This window comes from Caldimonas brevitalea (assembly GCF_001017435.1).
Taxonomy (GTDB): domain Bacteria; phylum Pseudomonadota; class Gammaproteobacteria; order Burkholderiales; family Burkholderiaceae_C; genus Caldimonas; species Caldimonas brevitalea.
On record NZ_CP011371.1, the window covers coordinates 5,639,798 to 5,654,245 of the forward strand.

Here is a 14,448-nt window from a genome sequence, read left to right on the forward strand (position 1 = left end):
GGGCACACCCCCCACAGAAGAAAGGCATCGGCGCGATGGGATTTTTCCTCGAGACGCTGTTCGGCGGCCTGATGGCCGGCATGCTGTACGCGCTGATCGCGCTCGGCTTCGTGCTGATCTTCAAGGCCTCCGGCGTCTTCAACTTCGCGCAAGGCGCGATGGTGCTGTTCGCCGCGCTGGCCATGGCGCGTTTTGCCGAGTGGTGGCCGCGCTGGCTGGGCTTCGACAGCAAGCTGCTCGCCAACCTGCTCGCCTTTGTCACGACCATGGCGGTGATGGTGGCGGTGGCCTGGCTGATCGAGAAGCTGGTGCTGGGCCGGCTCGTCAACCAGGACGGCATCACCTTGCTGATGGCGACACTGGGCATCACCTATTTCCTCGACGGGTTCGGCCAGACCCTGTTCGGCTCCGACATCTACAAGATCGATGTCGGCATGCCCAAGGACCCGCTGATCGTCGCCGAGCAGACCTTCGAGGGCGGCATCCTGCTCAGCCAGGAAGACCTGATCGCGGCGCTGGTGGCGGCCGCGCTGGTGGCGCTGCTGGCCTTGTTCTTCCAAAAGACGTCGACCGGGCGGGCGCTGCGCGCGGTGGCCGACGACCACCAGGCGGCGCAGTCGATCGGCATCCCGCTGTCGCGCATCTGGGTCATCGTCTGGTCGGTGGCCGGTTTTGTCGCACTGGTGGCCGGCATCATCTGGGGCTCCAAGCTGGGCGTCCAGTTCTCGCTCTCGATGGTGGCGCTCAAGGCACTGCCGGTGGTGATCCTCGGCGGGCTGACCTCGGTGCCCGGCGCCATCGTCGGTGGCCTGCTGATCGGTGTCGGCGAGAAGCTGTCGGAGGTCTATCTGGGGCCGTTGCTCGGCGGCGGCATCGAGATCTGGTTCGCCTATGTGCTGGCGCTGCTGTTCCTGCTGGTGCGCCCGCAAGGGCTGTTCGGCGAAAAGATCATCGACCGGGTCTGAGGAGGGTCACACGTGCTCTACCGAGAAAACGGCCAGTTCAAGACCAGCTACCGGGCCGACCAGCAGATCTTCCCGATCCGCCAGGACCGCATCGCGGTCGGCCTGCTGCTGGCCGTGGCCTTTGTCGTCGTGCCCGGGCTGGCACCGGAATACACCTTCCGCGCCATCCTGATCCCCTTTTTGATCCTGTCGCTGGCCGCCCTGGGGCTCAACATCCTGGTCGGCTATTGCGGGCAGATCTCGCTGGGCACCGGTGCCTTCATGGCGGTGGGCGCCTATGCGGCCTACAACTTCCATGTCCGCGTCGAAGGGCTGCCGCTGGTCGTTTCGCTGCTGCTCGGCGGCCTGTGCGCCACCGGCGTCGGCGTGCTGTTCGGCATCCCGTCGCTGCGCATCCGCGGGCTCTACCTCGCCGTCGCGACGCTGGCGGCCCAGTTTTTCGTCGACTGGGCCTTCTTGCGCATCCGCTGGTTCACGCACGACTCGGCGTCGGGCTCGGTCAGCGTGTCGGGGCTGCAGGTGGCCGGGTTGCCGCTGGAGACGCCGGCGCAAAAGTACTACTTCTGTCTGATCACCGTGCTGGTGTTCGCCCTGCTGGCGAAGAACCTGGTGCGCGGCGCGATCGGGCGCGAATGGATGGCGATCCGCGACATGGACGTGGCGGCCGCCGTGATCGGCATCCGGCCCGTCTACGCCAAGCTCACCGCATTCGCGGTCAGCTCCTTCCTGGTCGGCGTGGCGGGCGGGCTGTGGGGTTTCATCCACCTCGGCGCCTGGGAGCCGGCGGCCTTCGGCATCGACCGCTCGTTCCAGCTGCTGTTCATGGTCATCATCGGCGGGCTGGGTTCGATCATGGGCAGCTTTTTCGGCGCGGCCTTCATCGTCGTGCTGCCCATCCTGCTCAACCAGGTGCCGGGTTGGTTCGGTTTGCCGCTGTCGACCGCCACCGCATCGCATCTCGAATCGATGATCTTCGGCGCGCTGATCGTCTTCTTCCTCGTGGTCGAGCCGCACGGCCTAGCGCGGCTGTGGTCGACCGCGAAAGAAAAGCTGCGGCTGTGGCCCTTCCCGCATTGACCTCACGGCACGCCGCGCCGTTTCGCCCTTTCTTTCGACCCAGGAGTATGCGTATGAGATTGAAGCCGCTCGTCCTCGCCACGCTGACCGCCGCCGTTTGCAGCAGCGTCCTCGCGCCCGCCGTGTGGGCACAGGCCAAGGAGCAGTTCTTCCCGGTGCTGGTCTACCGCACCGGCGCCTATGCGCCCAACGGCGTGCCCTGGGCCAACGGCTATCTCGACTACCTGAAGCTGGTGAACGCGCAAGGCGGCTTGAACGGCGTCAAGCTCACCTACGAGGAGTGCGAGACGGGCTATGCGACCGACCGTGGTGTCGAATGTTATGAGCGACTGAAGGGCAAGGGGGCCACGCTGTTCCAGCCGTTGTCCACCGGCATCACCTTCGCGCTGACCGAAAAGGCGCCGCAGGACAAGGTGCCCTTGATCACCGCCGGCTACGGGCGCTCGGAGTCGGCCGACGGTGGTGTCTTCAAATGGAACTTCCCGCTGCTGGGCACCTACTGGGTCAATGCCGACGTGCTGGTGCAGCACATCGGCAAGAAGGAAGGCGGGCTGAACAAGCTGCGCGGCAAGAAGATCGCCCTGGTCTACCACGACTCGCCCTTCGGCAAGGAGCCCATCCCGCTGCTGCAGGAGCGCGCCAAGATGCACGGCTTCGAGCTGCAGATGCTGCCGGTGACCGCCCCCGGCGTCGAACAGAAATCGACCTGGCTGCAAGTGCGCCAGGCCCGGCCCGACTATGTGTTGCTGTGGGGTTGGGGCGTGATGAACTCGACCGCGCTGAAGGAGGCCCAGGCCACCGGCTACCCGCGCGAGAAGATGTACGGCGTGTGGTGGGCCGGCGCCGAGCCGGACGTCAAGGACGTCGGCGAAGGCGCGCGCGGCTACAGCGCCGCGGCCATGCAGCACGGCGTGCACCCCGATGCCAAGGTGGTACAAAACATCCTGAACTTGGTTCACGCCAAGGGCCAGGGCACCGGCCCCCGGGAAGAGGTGGGCACGGTGCTCTACATGCGCGGCATGCTGTCGGCGATGCTGGGCGTCGAGGGGGTCAAGCGCGCGCAGGAGCGCTTCGGCAAAGGCAAGGTGATGACCGCCGAGCAGGTGCGCTGGGGCCTGGAGAATCTTTCGCTCGACCAGGCCAAGCTGGACGCCCTCGGCTTTGCTGGCGTGATGCGACCGGTCAGCACCTCTTGCGTCGACCACATGGGCTCGAGCTGGGTGCGGGTGCACAGCTGGGACGGCAAGAAGTGGAGCTTCAGCTCCGACTGGTACCAGGCCGACGAGCAGATCCTGAAGCCGATGGTCAAGAGCGCCGCCGACCGTTATGCCGCCGAGAAGAAGCTCGAGCGGCGTCCTCCGGCCGACTGCCAGTCCTGACGCCATGCAGCTCGACGATCGCAACCTGACCGCGGCAAAGCCGCCGCCGAGTCTGTTGAACGTCAATGGCATCGAGGTGATCTACCACCATGTGATCCTGGTGCTCAAGGGCGTGTCGCTGCAGGTGCCCGAAGGCCGCATCGTCGCGCTGCTGGGCGGCAACGGTGCCGGCAAGACGACCACCTTGCGCGCGGTCAGCAATCTGCTGGGCGGCGAGCGGGGGGAGGTCACCAAGGGGTCGATCGAGCTGCGCGGCGAGCGCATCGAAGCCTTGAGCCCGGCCCAGCTGGTGCACCGCGGTGTGGTGCAGGTGATGGAAGGCCGCCACTGTTTCGCGCATCTGAGCATCGAGGACAACCTGCTGACCGGCGCCTACACCCGCCGCGACGGCAAGGCCGCGATCGCCGAGACGCTCGAGAAGGTCTATCAATATTTCCCACGCTTGAAGGCGCGCCGGCAGTCGCAGGCCGCCTACACCTCGGGCGGCGAGCAGCAGATGTGCGCGATCGGCCGCGCGTTGATGGCCAACCCGAAGATGGTGCTGCTCGACGAGCCGTCGATGGGGCTGGCGCCGCAGATCGTCGACGAGGTGTTCGGCATCGTGCGCGACCTCAACACGCGCGAAGGTGTCACCTTCCTGTTGGCCGAACAGAACACGGCGATGGCCTTGCGTTATGCCGACCATGGCTACATCCTCGAGAACGGGCGCGTGGTGATGGAGGGCGAAGCGAAGGCGCTGGCCGAGAACGAGGACGTCAAGGAGTTCTACCTCGGCATGGGCGGCGGCGACCGCCGCAGCTTTCGCGACGTCAAGAGCTACCGGCGCCGCAAGCGTTGGCTGGCCTGATGCCGCCGGCCGCGTGACCTGCAAGGAGTGCGCATGGACGATTTTTTCACCCCCCCGCCCTTCAAGCCAGCCGAGGCGCTGGTGCAGCTCAAGCGCAGCCTGCGCGAGACGCGGCCGTTGGCCGAGCGCGGCGAGGGCTTCGACTTCCAGGGGCAGCGGGTCATCGAGCTGGCGCTCGACGGCGCCGTGTTGAGCGCCAAGCTCGCCAAGCGCCCGGCCCGCTCCCCCGACTGGGAGACCCGCGCCTTGACGACCGCGGCGCAGGTGCGCCAGTTCGTCGACGAGGTCAAGCGCCGGGTCGAACGTTGGGGCGACGAATGACCGGGCTGCACCCGCCCCCACCCCGGCAGGAGGCCCGCTGATGGACATTGCCGACCGCTCGCACCGCGACGCCCCCTACGACCGGCTCGAAACCCGCGACCCGGCCGAACGTGAAGCCACGCTGATGCAAGCGCTGGCCGCGCAGGTGGCCCATGCGCAACGCACCACCGCGGCGTATGCCGAGCTGTTGCGGGAGGTCGACGCGAGCGCCGTCGTGTCACGCGCCGCGCTGGCCCGCTTGCCGCTGACCCGCAAGGCCGACCTGATGGAGCGGCAACGGCAGCAGCAACAGCGCGAGCACGATGTGTTCGGGGGCCACAGCGCGATCGGCTGGCGGCGCCGGCAAGGGGCCGGCGGAGCGGTCAAGGTCTACCAGTCGCCCGGGCCGCTCTACGAGCCGGAAGGGCCGGGGCCTGACTATTGGCGCATGGCGCGGGCCTTGTGGGCCGCCGGCGTGCGGGCCGGCGATCTGGTGCACAACAGCTTCAGCTACCACCTCACGCCGGCCGGGGCGATGATGGACAGCGGCGCCCGCGCGCTCGGCTGCACCGTGTTCCCGGGCGGCGTCGGCAACACCGAACTGCAGCTGCAGGCCATGCACGACCTGCACCCCGATGCCTATGCCGGCACCCCCGGCTTTTTGAAGATCGTGCTCGACAAGGCGGCAGAACAACAGCAGACGCTGCCGGCCAGCCTGTGCAAGGCGCTGGTCTCGGGCGAAGCGTGCCCGCCGTCGCTGCGGCAGGCCTTCGCGGAAAGCGGCATCGAGGCCTACCAGTGTTATGCCACGGCCGAACTCGGATTGATCGCCTACGAGACCGCCGCCCGTGCCGGGCTGGTGGTCGACGAACAGGTGATCGTCGAGATCGTGCGGCCGGGCACCGGGGAGCCGGTGCCCGAGGGCGACGTCGGCGAGGTGGTGGTCACCACCCTCAACCCCGACCATCCGTTGATCCGCTTCGCGACCGGCGACCTGTCGGCGCTGCTGCCGGGGCGCTGTCCCAGTGGGCGCACCAACATCCGCCTGCGCGGTTGGCTCGGACGCGCCGACCAGTCGACCAAGGTGCGCGGCATGTTCGTGACGCCGACCCAGGTGGCCGACATCGTGCGGCGCCACCCGGAGGTGCGGCGCGCCCGCCTGGTGGTCAGCGGGTCGCCCGCGCAAGACCAGCTGAGCCTGCGCGTCGAACTGACGCCCGACGCCGGCGCCGCCCCCGCGGGGTTGGCCGAGCGGCTGACCGAGAGCCTGCGCGACCTGACCAAGCTGCGCGGTGAGGTGGAGCTGCTGGCGCCGGGCACCTTGCCCAACGACGGCAAGGTGATCGAGGACCTGCGGCGTCAGGATTGAGGGGGTTGCGGCGCAGGGAGGCGCTCGCTGCCGGCGGCAGCGCCTGTGCAGGGCGCTTGCGACACTTTTTTACGTAGTTTCCGTGATGCGGAATCGCAGGCCCCGGCCTAGCATTCGGGCGTTCTGAACACCGCAACCCGGAGACCCCTCCATGAAACGCTTCCTGATGGCGGCTGCGGCCGCGGCACTCACCACCACCGGTGCGCTCGCCCAAGACTACCCCGCCAAGCCGGTCACCTTCGTCGTCCCGTTCGCGGCCGGCGGCCCCACCGACAAGGTGGCGCGCGACCTCGCCGAGGCGATGCGCAAGCCGCTGGGGGGCCAGATCATCATCGAGAACGTCGGCGGCGCCGGCGGCACGCTGGGGCAGACCAAGGTCGCCAAGGCGGCCAACGACGGCTACACGCTGCTGCTGGCCCACATCGCGATGGCCACCGCCCCCTCGCTCTACCGCAACCTGCAGTACAAGACGCTGGAGGACTTCGAGTACCTGGGCCTGGTCAACGAAGTGCCGATGATGTTGATCGCCCGTCCGACACTGCCGGCGAACAACTACGCCGAGCTGAACAAGTGGATCCAGGACAACAAGGGCAAGATCAACCTGGCCAACGCCGGCCTCGGTTCGGCCTCGCACCTGTGCGGCCTGATCTACATGTCGACCGTGAAGATCGACATGGTGACGGTGCCGTACAAGGGCACCGGCCCGGCCATGACCGATCTGATCGGCGGCCAGGTCGACCTGATGTGCGACCAGAGCACCAACACCACCGCGCAGATCGAAGGCGGCAAGGTCAAGGCCTACGCGGTGACGACACCCAAGCGTCTGACCACCCCGGCGCTCAAGAACCTGCCCACGCTCGACGAGTCGGGCCTGAAGAACTTCCAGGTCTCGATCTGGCACGGCCTGTATGCGCCCAAGGGCACGCCCAAGCCGGTGCTCGACAAGCTGAACGCGGCCCTGAAGGCGGCGCTGAAAGACCCCGAGTTCATCAAGCGCCAGGAAGCGCTGGGCGCGGTGCTCGTCACCGACGGGCGCGTCAACCCGGCCGAGCACAAGAAGTTTGTCGAGGCCGAGATCAACAAGTGGGGCCCGATCATCAAGGCCGCCGGTCAGTACGCCGACTGAGTGAGCCCGCCGGGGCGGCCGATGGCAGCCCCGGACCTATCGCAAACAGCCGCCCATCCGGGCGGCTTTGTTTTTGAGGGCCGAGGGGCGGCCCATCACCCCGGCGCGATGCGCAGCGGGATCGTCACCGGCCCGTCGTTGACGAGGTGCACCTGCATGTCGGCGCCGAACGAGCCGGTCGCGACCCGCGGATGCTGCGCGCGGGCCTGGGCCACCACGTGCTCGTAGAGCCGGCGGCCCTCGTCGGGCGGCGCGGCCTGGGTGAAGCTCGGTCGATTGCCGCCCGAGACGTCGGCCGCGAGGGTGAACTGCGAGACGATCAGCAGCCCGCCGGCCGCGTCGCGCACGCTGCGGTTCATCTTGCCGGCCTCGTCGCTGAACACGCGCAGCTTCAGCAGCTTGTCGACCAGCCGGTCGGCCTGCACCGTGGTGTCGCCGCGCTCGGCGCACACCAGCACCAGCAGGCCTTGCTCGATCGAGCCGACCACCTCGGCGTCGATCACCACCTGCGCCCGCGTCACGCGCTGTATCACCGCCAGCATCGTCTTCAGCCCTTCTGTTGCGGCACCGGCCGCGCTCCTGGTTCGGTACCCTGACGCTCGCCCTGCTGGCCCAGCGGTTCGACATGGGTGGGCAGCAGTTCGATGGTCACCTTCAGCCCGCGCACGCACTGCATCAGGGCCCGCTCGACGTCTTCGCGCCGGCGCGCCGCCGCGTCGAGCCGCCAGGCGCCGGGCACGTGCATGTGCAGCTGGCAGAACTTGGCGCCGCCGGCGCGGCGCGTGCGCATGTCGTCGAACCGCACCTCGGGCGTCGCCAGCGTGGCCAGCGCGGCCTGGATGCGCGCCTGGTCCTCGTCGCTGAGGGCCCGGTCCATCAGGCCGTCGATCGAGCGGCGCATCAAGCTCCAGGCTTCGCGGGCGATGTTGAGGGCCACGGCGATGGCCAGCAGCGGGTCGAGCCACAGCGCGCCGGTGACCGGCACCAGCAACAGGCCGAGCACGACGCCCACCGAGGTCCAGACGTCGGTCATCAGGTGCCGGCCGTCGGCCTCGAGCGCGATCGAGTCGTAGCTGCGGGCGGCCCGCAGCAGCAGCCAGGCCACCACGCCGTTGATCACCGAGCTGAGCAGCGACAGCGTCACGCCCAGCCCCAGGTCGCCCAGCGGTTGCGGCGTGATCAGGCGCTGCACGGCGGCCCAGATGATGGCCAGCGAGGCGCCGAAGATCAGCAGCCCTTCGAAACCGCTCGAAAAGTATTCGGCCTTGCTGTGGCCGAAATGGTGGTCGAGATCGGCCGGGGCGCGGGCGATGGTCACCATGGCCAGCGCGAACACGGCCGCCGCGAGGTTGACGAAGGACTCCATCGCGTCCGACAGCAGGCCGACCGAGTCGGTCAGCCACCAGGCGCCGGTCTTCAACGCGATGGTCGCGATCGCCGCGGCGATCGACAGTTTCAGATAGGCCGTGACCGACATGGGGCGTAGGGGTGGGCAAAGCGTCGGCCAGCCGCTGACGGCAGCGCCGATCGCGCCGCCGCCCACGAGTGCCGGCCGGCGTTGGCGCTGTCGTCCATCGGCCGGGGCCCGGTCAGCCCAGCGTGACCCGCGCGAATTTGCGCTTGCCGACCTGCACCACAAAACTGCCCGCAGCCAACTTCAGCGCCTTGTCGCTGACGGTGGCGCCGTCGATTTTCACGCCGCCCTGCTCGATCATCCGCATCGCTTCGCTCGACGACGGGACCAGCCCGGCCTGCTTGAGCAAGGCGCCGATGCCCAGCGGCGCGCCGCTGAGCGTCACCTCGGGGATGTCGTCGGGGATGCCGCCCTTGGCCCGGTTGTTGAAGTCGACCAGCGCCTCCTCGGCCGCCCGCGTGTCGTGGAAGCGCGCGACGATCTCCTGGGCCAGCATCACCTTCGCATCGCGCGGGTTGCGGCCGGCCTGGCATTCGGCTTTCAGGCGTTCGATCTCGTCTTCCGGACGGAAGCTCAACAGCGTGAAATAGCGCCACATCAAATCGTCGGAGATGCTCATCAGCTTGCCAAACATCTCGTTCGGCGCCTCGCTGATGCCGACGTAATTGCCCTTGGACTTGGACATCTTCTCGACGCCGTCCAGGCCCTCGAGCAGCGGCATGGTGAGGATGCACTGCGGCTCCTGGCCGTACTCCTGCTGCAGATGGCGCCCCATCAGCAGGTTGAACTTCTGGTCGGTGCCGCCGAGCTCGAGATCGCTCTTCAGCGCCACCGAGTCGTAGCCCTGCATCAGCGGATAGAGGAACTCGTGCACGGAAATCGGCGTGCCGGCCTTGTAGCGCTTCGTGAAATCGTCGCGTTCCATCATGCGGGCGACGGTGTATTTGGCCGCCAGCTGGATCAGGCCGCGCGCGCCCAGCGGGTCGCTCCATTCGGAGTTGTAGCGAATCTCGGTGCGGTCCGGGTCGAGCACCAGGCTCGCCTGGCGGTAGTAAGTCTCGGCGTTGGCCTTGATCTGCTCGGGCGTCAGCGGCGGGCGGGTGGTGTTGCGGCCCGAGGGGTCGCCGATGGTGGACGTGAAGTCGCCGATGAGAAATATCACCGTATGCCCCAGGTCCTGCAGCTGGCGCATCTTGTTCAGCACCACGGTATGGCCGATATGGATGTCAGGAGCGGTCGGGTCGAGACCGAGTTTGATGCGCAGTGGCACGCCCGTTGCTTCTGACCTCGCCAGCTTCGTGATCCATTCCTCCTGGGGCAGCAATTCGTCGCAACCCCGTAAAGAAACTGTCATCGCCGCCCGAACTTTGTCGTTGATCGGGAATCTGGTGACAGGGGTCGACGCTCCGGCGTTAGGAGTGGCGACCGAGGTAACAGGATTAGAAGGCATACGGTTGTAGGCAGTAGGGGACAAAAAAGCGCGTTGCTATACTGTGCCGCGGTTTCAGCCCCCAGTTTTTGGTGCCCCGGCATTTTAGAGGACGGCCTCGTGGCTGCCCTCCCCGGCCGGGATCGATTGACACTGTGGGTGCGCTGGCGCCGGGTTCACGACCCGCACGGCCGCTTCAAAAAAGACTGATCAAATTGAAAGCGTTGGAGACTTTTGAGCGTGGCTTCGGTCGCGCCACCGGTTGGTCGCACCGCCACCACAAGGGCATCGCCGCGGCCGTCGTCACCCTGCTGCTCGGGACCGGCATCACCGCCTTCGGTGTGGCGCCGCTGACCGCGCCGGACGTGTCGAAGATGCCCCAGCGCCTGATCGCCGAAGAGGTGCAGCCGGCCGAACTCGACGCGCAGGTCGAAGCGCTCGGCGAGTACCTGCTCGAGCTGACCCGCAGCGACCTGACCCGCAGCAGCGACACCGTCGACTCGCTGCTGAGCCGGCTCAATGTCACCGACGCCGAGGCCGCTGCCTTCCTGCGCAACGACATTGTCGGGCGCAAGCTGTTGGCCGGCCGGTCGGGCAAGATGGTCCAGGTCGTCACCGGCGACATGGGCGAGTTGCGCCAGTTGATCGCGCGCTACCCGGTTGAAGACGCCGGCCGCTACAACACCCATTTCAACCGCCTCACGATCACGCGCGACCCGGTGGGTTTCCGCGCCAAGGTCGAGCAGGCGCCGCTGAATTCGCAGGTCCGGCTCGGCAGCGGCACCATCCGCACCACCTTGTTCGCCGCCACCGACGAAGCCCGTTTGCCCGACACCGTCGCGAGCCAGCTGGCCGAAATCTTCGCGAATGAGATCGATTTCGGCGTCGACCTGCGCCGCGGTGACCGGTTCACCGTGCTGTACGAGGCGCTGGAGGCCGACGGCGAGCCGATCACCTGGAACCAGGCAGCAGGGCGTGTGCTGGCGGCGCAGTTCGAGAACAAAGGCAAGCAGCACGAGGCCGTGTGGTACCAGGAGCCGGGCCACAAGGGCGCTTATTTCGATTTCAAAGGCCAGAGCATGCGCCGGGCCTTTTTGGCGTCGCCGATGGAGTTCTCGCGCGTCACGTCGGGTTTCGCGATGCGCTTCCATCCGGTGCTCAAGACCTGGCGCCGTCATCTGGGCGTCGACTACGGCGCGCCCACCGGCACGGCCGTGCGCACGGTCGGCGAAGGGGTGGTCGAGTTCGCCGGGGTGCAGAACGGCTACGGCAACGTGGTCTACATCAAGCATGCGGGCGAGCGCGTCACGGTCTATGCGCACTTGAGCCGGGTCAGCGTTCGCAAGGGCCAACGGGTCGAGCAAGGCCAGTACATCGGTGCGGTTGGCGCGACCGGCTGGGCCACCGGGCCGCATTTGCACTTCGAATTCCGCCAGGGTGGCGCGCAGGTCGACCCGCTGCAAGTGGCCCGAGCGTCCGAAGCCGTGACGATTTCGCCCACGGCGCGCCCCAAGTTCCTGGCCCAGGCCGCAGCGATGAAAACGCAGCTGGCAGCCGCGAGCGCGAGCACGACGGTGGCCAGCGCCGAGTGACGGCGGCACCGGGGCGGTTCGCGGCGTCGCCGCCGGAACGTGTCGCCCCCCATACCGCGGTCCTCTGCCCCAAGCCCGCCCCTGGCGGGCTTTTTCACGTCAGCCCCGGCACAATGCCCTGATATGACACCGCTCTACATCGGTCTGATGTCCGGCACCTCGCTCGACGGCGTCGACGGCGTGCTGGCCGATTTCGACAGCGCCGGCGGCGCACTGCGCGTGCTGCACCATGTGGCCCGCCCGTTCGACGAGCCGTTGCGCCAGGAGCTGATGGCCCTGAACAGCCCCGGCGACAACGAATTGCACCGTGCGGCACTGGCCGCCAACCGCCTGGCGCGCGAATACGCGCAGGTCAGCCTGGCCTTGCTGGAGCAGGCGGGCGCCGACCGCTCGCAGGTGGTTGCCATCGGCGCCCACGGGCAGACTGTGCGGCATCGGCCGCTGGAGTTCGACGGGACCGGCTACACGCTGCAGCTGCACAACCCGTCGCTGCTGGCCGAGCTGACCGGCATCGCCATCGTGAGCGATTTCCGCAGCCGCGACGTCGCCGCCGGCGGCCATGGCGCCCCGCTCGCGCCCGCCTTTCACCAGGCCGTGTTCGCCGACCCTGACCATGAAGTGGCGGTGCTCAACGTCGGCGGCATCGCCAACCTCACCTTGCTCGCCCCCGGGCGCGACGCCCTCGGCTTCGACTGCGGCCCCGGCAACGCCTTGATGGACTTGTGGTGCCAGCGCCACCTGGGCCGGCCTTACGACGCCGAGGGCGCCTGGGCCGCCCAGGGGCGGGTGCTGCCCGAGCTGCTCTCGTCCTTGCTCGCCGAACCCTGGTTGGCCAGCGCGCCGCCCAAGAGCACCGGGCGCGATCTGTTCAACCCCGGCTGGCTCGATGCCCGCCTGAGCGACACGACGCTGCGACCGGAAGACGTGCAGGCCACGCTGTGCGAATTCACCGCCAGCGCCGCAGCCCAGCACCTGCGCATGCTCCAGGCGGCCGCCTCGACGCTGATCGTCTGCGGCGGCGGCGCCTACAACACCCAGCTGATGGGCCGGCTCGCCGCGCTGCTGCCCGGCACCGAGGTCATCGACAGCGGGCAGCGCGGCCTCCCCCCGCTGCAGGTCGAGGCGGCCGCCTTCGCCTGGTTGGCGCGCCAAAGGGTGTTGGAGGCGCCCGGCAACCTGCCGAGCGTCACCGGCGCCCAGGGGCCCCGGGTCCTGGGCGGCTGGTTCGCTGCCTGAACTTGTCGCCGGTGGCTCGCGAACTGTCGCCCGAAAACAACAAAGCCGCCCGAAGGCGGCTGGACGGTGGGTGCAACGGCGAGCACACGGCCCGCGCTGCGATCGGCGTCAGACCGAGAAACTCGAACCGCAACCGCAGGTGGTCTGCGCGTTGGGGTTCTTGATCACGAACTGTGCGCCTTCGAGGTCTTCCTTGTAGTCGATCTCGGCGCCGGTCAGGTACTGCAGGCTCATCGCGTCGATCAGCAGCGTGACGCCGTTCTTGCTCATCTGCGTGTCGTCGTCGTTGACGATTTCGTCGAAGGTGAAGCCGTACTGGAAGCCGGAACACCCGCCGCCCTGCACGAACACGCGCAGCTTCAGGTCGGGGTTGCCCTCTTCGTCGACCAGTTCCTTCACCTTGGAGGCGGCACTGTCGGTGAAGACGATGGGGGCGGGCATGTCGGTGACGGGCAGGCTTTCGGCGACGGCGGTCATGTAGGCAACTCCAGGGGCGATCGATCCAACAGCGGCGATTATGCGTTGCTGGTCGCCAGCTTCAGCGAATTAGATGAGGACAGGGCGTCGGTCTTCAAGGGATGCACCTCACCCTCGATCGTGGCACCTTGGTGCATTTCGAGGGAGTGGTAGCGCACGTCGCCGAAGATGCGGGCCTTGGGCTGCAACTCCAGCAAGTCGTCCGACTCGACCGGGCCTTCGACAGTGCCGTTGATGATGACATGCCCGGCTTTCACCTTGCCCGTGACCCTGGCTTTTTCACTGATCACCAGCATGCTGCTGCCCTCGCCGCTGGCGATCACGTCGCCGGCCACTTCACCATCGATGCGCAAACCGTCGCTGAATGCGAGGCGGCCTTCGATGCGGGTGCCCTCACCGATCAGGGTGCGGATGGGCGGCTGCTTTTTCTTGCCGAACATGAAATAACTCCAACGATTGAGGCGGCTTGGCGCAGGGCGGGCCGCTCTTGGGACGGTGCTCGCGCACCCGGGGAACGGGCTAGAGCTTGATGGTTTGTTGGGCGCGCACTGCGCCGGACGCGTCGGTCACACGTACGTGAACCTGTTTTACCATGGCCTGCTCAGGGAAGTCGATGACGCCTTCCACACGCTCGTACTGTTTCACCTGCAAAGGACGCGGGCCGCCGGGCGTCGACAGCGACCAGGTGCGCCCGCCGAGCGTGCCTGTCAGCGTCACCTCGTAGCTGCCGCTGAACTGGGGCTGCGCCTTGCCCTGCTGCGACACCAACATGCGGTAGCGCAACTGCCCGGCCTTCGTCTCGGCTTGCAGCGAGCGGACCGTGACGCCGTGCGCCCCGGCCGAGGGCAGCAAGCGCTCGAAAAATCCCAGATCGCCCTTCAAGGCCTGGTTTTCGCCTTCCAGTTCTTTCACCTGCGCCGCCAGCCGGTCCTGCGCCGCCTGCTTGGCAGTCAACAGGCTCTCGGCGGTGTTGGCAATCCGCTGCGCCTTGTCGCGTTCCTCGCGCAACTGCTCCACCTCGGCCCGCAGGCGGTGCAACTCCTCGGGGTTGCCGCGGTCGAGGCCCGCCAGCGACTTGCCGAGTTCGAAGGCCCACAGCGCGAGCGCCGCCGAGAACCCGAAGGTCAGCGCCAGCACCACCCAGCGCAGCGGCCATGGCAGGTGACTGCGCACCGTCATGCGGGGTGCACTGATCGACAGGCGACGGCGGATCAGCTTCCAGCGCATGGAAACACAA

Annotated in this window: 15 protein-coding genes; 9 read left to right on the forward strand and 6 right to left on the reverse strand. The window is 67.7% G+C overall.

Annotation, left to right across the window (positions count from 1 at the left end; translation table 11 throughout):
* Nucleotides 1-35 precede the first annotated feature (35 nt).
* From AAW51_RS23935 to AAW51_RS23965, 7 genes are all read left to right on the forward strand, one after another.
* A complete protein-coding gene (locus tag AAW51_RS23935) occupies nt 36-965 on the forward strand; it encodes a branched-chain amino acid ABC transporter permease (protein WP_047196627.1) in 930 nt (309 codons plus the stop codon).
* Between the two features lie 12 nt (nt 966-977).
* A complete protein-coding gene (locus AAW51_RS23940) occupies nt 978-2,042 on the forward strand; it encodes a branched-chain amino acid ABC transporter permease (protein WP_047196628.1) in 1,065 nt (354 codons plus the stop codon).
* A gap of 53 nt (nt 2,043-2,095) precedes the next feature.
* On the forward strand, nt 2,096-3,421 hold the full coding sequence (locus tag AAW51_RS23945; protein WP_047196629.1) for an ABC transporter substrate-binding protein: 1,326 nt from the start codon (nt 2,096-2,098) through the stop codon (nt 3,419-3,421).
* Nucleotides 3,422-3,425: 4 nt separating this feature from the next.
* The gene (locus AAW51_RS23950; RefSeq protein WP_047196630.1) at nt 3,426-4,268 is read left to right on the forward strand and encodes an ABC transporter ATP-binding protein; all 843 of its coding nucleotides are present in this window, start codon (nt 3,426-3,428) and stop codon (nt 4,266-4,268) included.
* A 33-nt stretch (nt 4,269-4,301) separates the two neighbouring features.
* Nucleotides 4,302-4,589 (forward strand): hypothetical protein, encoded by a 288-nt coding sequence (locus tag AAW51_RS23955; protein ID WP_047196631.1) that lies wholly within the window; start codon nt 4,302-4,304, stop codon nt 4,587-4,589.
* Nucleotides 4,590-4,629: 40 nt separating this feature from the next.
* A complete protein-coding gene (locus tag AAW51_RS23960; protein WP_047196632.1) occupies nt 4,630-5,937 on the forward strand; it encodes a phenylacetate--CoA ligase family protein in 1,308 nt (435 codons plus the stop codon).
* A gap of 151 nt (nt 5,938-6,088) precedes the next feature.
* On the forward strand, nt 6,089-7,063 hold the full coding sequence (locus AAW51_RS23965) for a tripartite tricarboxylate transporter substrate binding protein BugD (protein ID WP_047196633.1): 975 nt from the start codon (nt 6,089-6,091) through the stop codon (nt 7,061-7,063).
* Nucleotides 7,064-7,158: 95 nt separating this feature from the next.
* On the opposite strand, the gene dtd is transcribed toward AAW51_RS23965, so the two are convergent.
* The 3 genes from dtd to tyrS all read right to left on the reverse strand — a co-directional run bounded on the left by dtd (nt 7,159) and on the right by tyrS (nt 9,831).
* A complete protein-coding gene (gene dtd, locus AAW51_RS23970; RefSeq protein WP_047196634.1) occupies nt 7,159-7,605 on the reverse strand; it encodes a D-aminoacyl-tRNA deacylase in 447 nt (148 codons plus the stop codon).
* A gap of 5 nt (nt 7,606-7,610) precedes the next feature.
* Entirely contained in the window at nt 7,611-8,540 is a 930-nt protein-coding gene (locus tag AAW51_RS23975; protein WP_047196635.1) for a cation diffusion facilitator family transporter, read from the reverse strand.
* Nucleotides 8,541-8,652: 112 nt separating this feature from the next.
* The gene (gene tyrS, locus AAW51_RS23980) at nt 8,653-9,831 is read right to left on the reverse strand and encodes a tyrosine--tRNA ligase (protein ID WP_417903581.1); all 1,179 of its coding nucleotides are present in this window, start codon (nt 9,829-9,831) and stop codon (nt 8,653-8,655) included.
* Between the two features lie 290 nt (nt 9,832-10,121).
* Here tyrS and AAW51_RS23985 point away from each other — a divergent pair, with 290 nt between their 5' ends.
* Together AAW51_RS23985 and AAW51_RS23990 are read left to right on the forward strand one after the other, a co-directional pair.
* Nucleotides 10,122-11,498: a M23 family metallopeptidase gene (locus AAW51_RS23985; RefSeq protein WP_047196637.1), complete on the forward strand. Its 1,377-nt coding sequence runs from the start codon at nt 10,122-10,124 to the stop codon at nt 11,496-11,498.
* Nucleotides 11,499-11,621: 123 nt separating this feature from the next.
* Nucleotides 11,622-12,734 carry an anhydro-N-acetylmuramic acid kinase gene (locus tag AAW51_RS23990; RefSeq protein ID WP_047196638.1) on the forward strand — a complete coding sequence of 371 codons (1,113 nt, stop codon included), beginning with the start codon at nt 11,622-11,624 and terminating at the stop codon, nt 12,732-12,734.
* 108 nt (nt 12,735-12,842) lie between these two features.
* Here the strand turns inward: AAW51_RS23990 and erpA are convergent, their stop codons facing one another.
* The 3 genes from erpA to AAW51_RS24005 all read right to left on the reverse strand — a co-directional run bounded on the left by erpA (nt 12,843) and on the right by AAW51_RS24005 (nt 14,438).
* The gene (gene erpA / locus AAW51_RS23995) at nt 12,843-13,211 is read right to left on the reverse strand and encodes an iron-sulfur cluster insertion protein ErpA (RefSeq protein ID WP_047196639.1); all 369 of its coding nucleotides are present in this window, start codon (nt 13,209-13,211) and stop codon (nt 12,843-12,845) included.
* A gap of 38 nt (nt 13,212-13,249) precedes the next feature.
* A complete protein-coding gene (locus AAW51_RS24000; RefSeq protein WP_047196640.1) occupies nt 13,250-13,651 on the reverse strand; it encodes a bactofilin family protein in 402 nt (133 codons plus the stop codon).
* A gap of 79 nt (nt 13,652-13,730) precedes the next feature.
* Complete coding sequence (locus tag AAW51_RS24005; protein ID WP_047196641.1) at nt 13,731-14,438, reverse strand: DUF6776 family protein; 708 nt, start codon at nt 14,436-14,438, stop codon at nt 13,731-13,733.
* Nucleotides 14,439-14,448: the final 10 nt, after the last annotated feature.

What these genes read in the sequence shown, in the direction of transcription:
- AAW51_RS23935 (WP_047196627.1), top strand. Translation starts at nt 36, where the DNA reads ATGGGATTTTTCCTCGAGACGCTGTTCGGCGGCCTGATGGCCGGCATG.
- AAW51_RS23945 (WP_047196629.1), top strand. Translation starts at nt 2,096, where the DNA reads ATGAGATTGAAGCCGCTCGTCCTCGCCACGCTGACCGCCGCCGTTTGC.
- AAW51_RS23950 (WP_047196630.1), top strand. Translation starts at nt 3,426, where the DNA reads ATGCAGCTCGACGATCGCAACCTGACCGCGGCAAAGCCGCCGCCGAGT.
- AAW51_RS23955 (WP_047196631.1), top strand. Translation starts at nt 4,302, where the DNA reads ATGGACGATTTTTTCACCCCCCCGCCCTTCAAGCCAGCCGAGGCGCTG.
- AAW51_RS23960 (WP_047196632.1), top strand. Translation starts at nt 4,630, where the DNA reads ATGGACATTGCCGACCGCTCGCACCGCGACGCCCCCTACGACCGGCTC.
- AAW51_RS23965 (WP_047196633.1), top strand. Translation starts at nt 6,089, where the DNA reads ATGAAACGCTTCCTGATGGCGGCTGCGGCCGCGGCACTCACCACCACC.
- dtd (WP_047196634.1), bottom strand. Translation starts at nt 7,605, where the DNA reads ATGCTGGCGGTGATACAGCGCGTGACGCGGGCGCAGGTGGTGATCGAC.
- AAW51_RS23975 (WP_047196635.1), bottom strand. Translation starts at nt 8,540, where the DNA reads ATGTCGGTCACGGCCTATCTGAAACTGTCGATCGCCGCGGCGATCGCG.
- tyrS (WP_417903581.1), bottom strand. Translation starts at nt 9,831, where the DNA reads ATGACAGTTTCTTTACGGGGTTGCGACGAATTGCTGCCCCAGGAGGAA.
- AAW51_RS23990 (WP_047196638.1), top strand. Translation starts at nt 11,622, where the DNA reads ATGACACCGCTCTACATCGGTCTGATGTCCGGCACCTCGCTCGACGGC.
- erpA (WP_047196639.1), bottom strand. Translation starts at nt 13,211, where the DNA reads ATGACCGCCGTCGCCGAAAGCCTGCCCGTCACCGACATGCCCGCCCCC.
- AAW51_RS24000 (WP_047196640.1), bottom strand. Translation starts at nt 13,651, where the DNA reads ATGTTCGGCAAGAAAAAGCAGCCGCCCATCCGCACCCTGATCGGTGAG.
- AAW51_RS24005 (WP_047196641.1), bottom strand. Translation starts at nt 14,438, where the DNA reads ATGCGCTGGAAGCTGATCCGCCGTCGCCTGTCGATCAGTGCACCCCGC.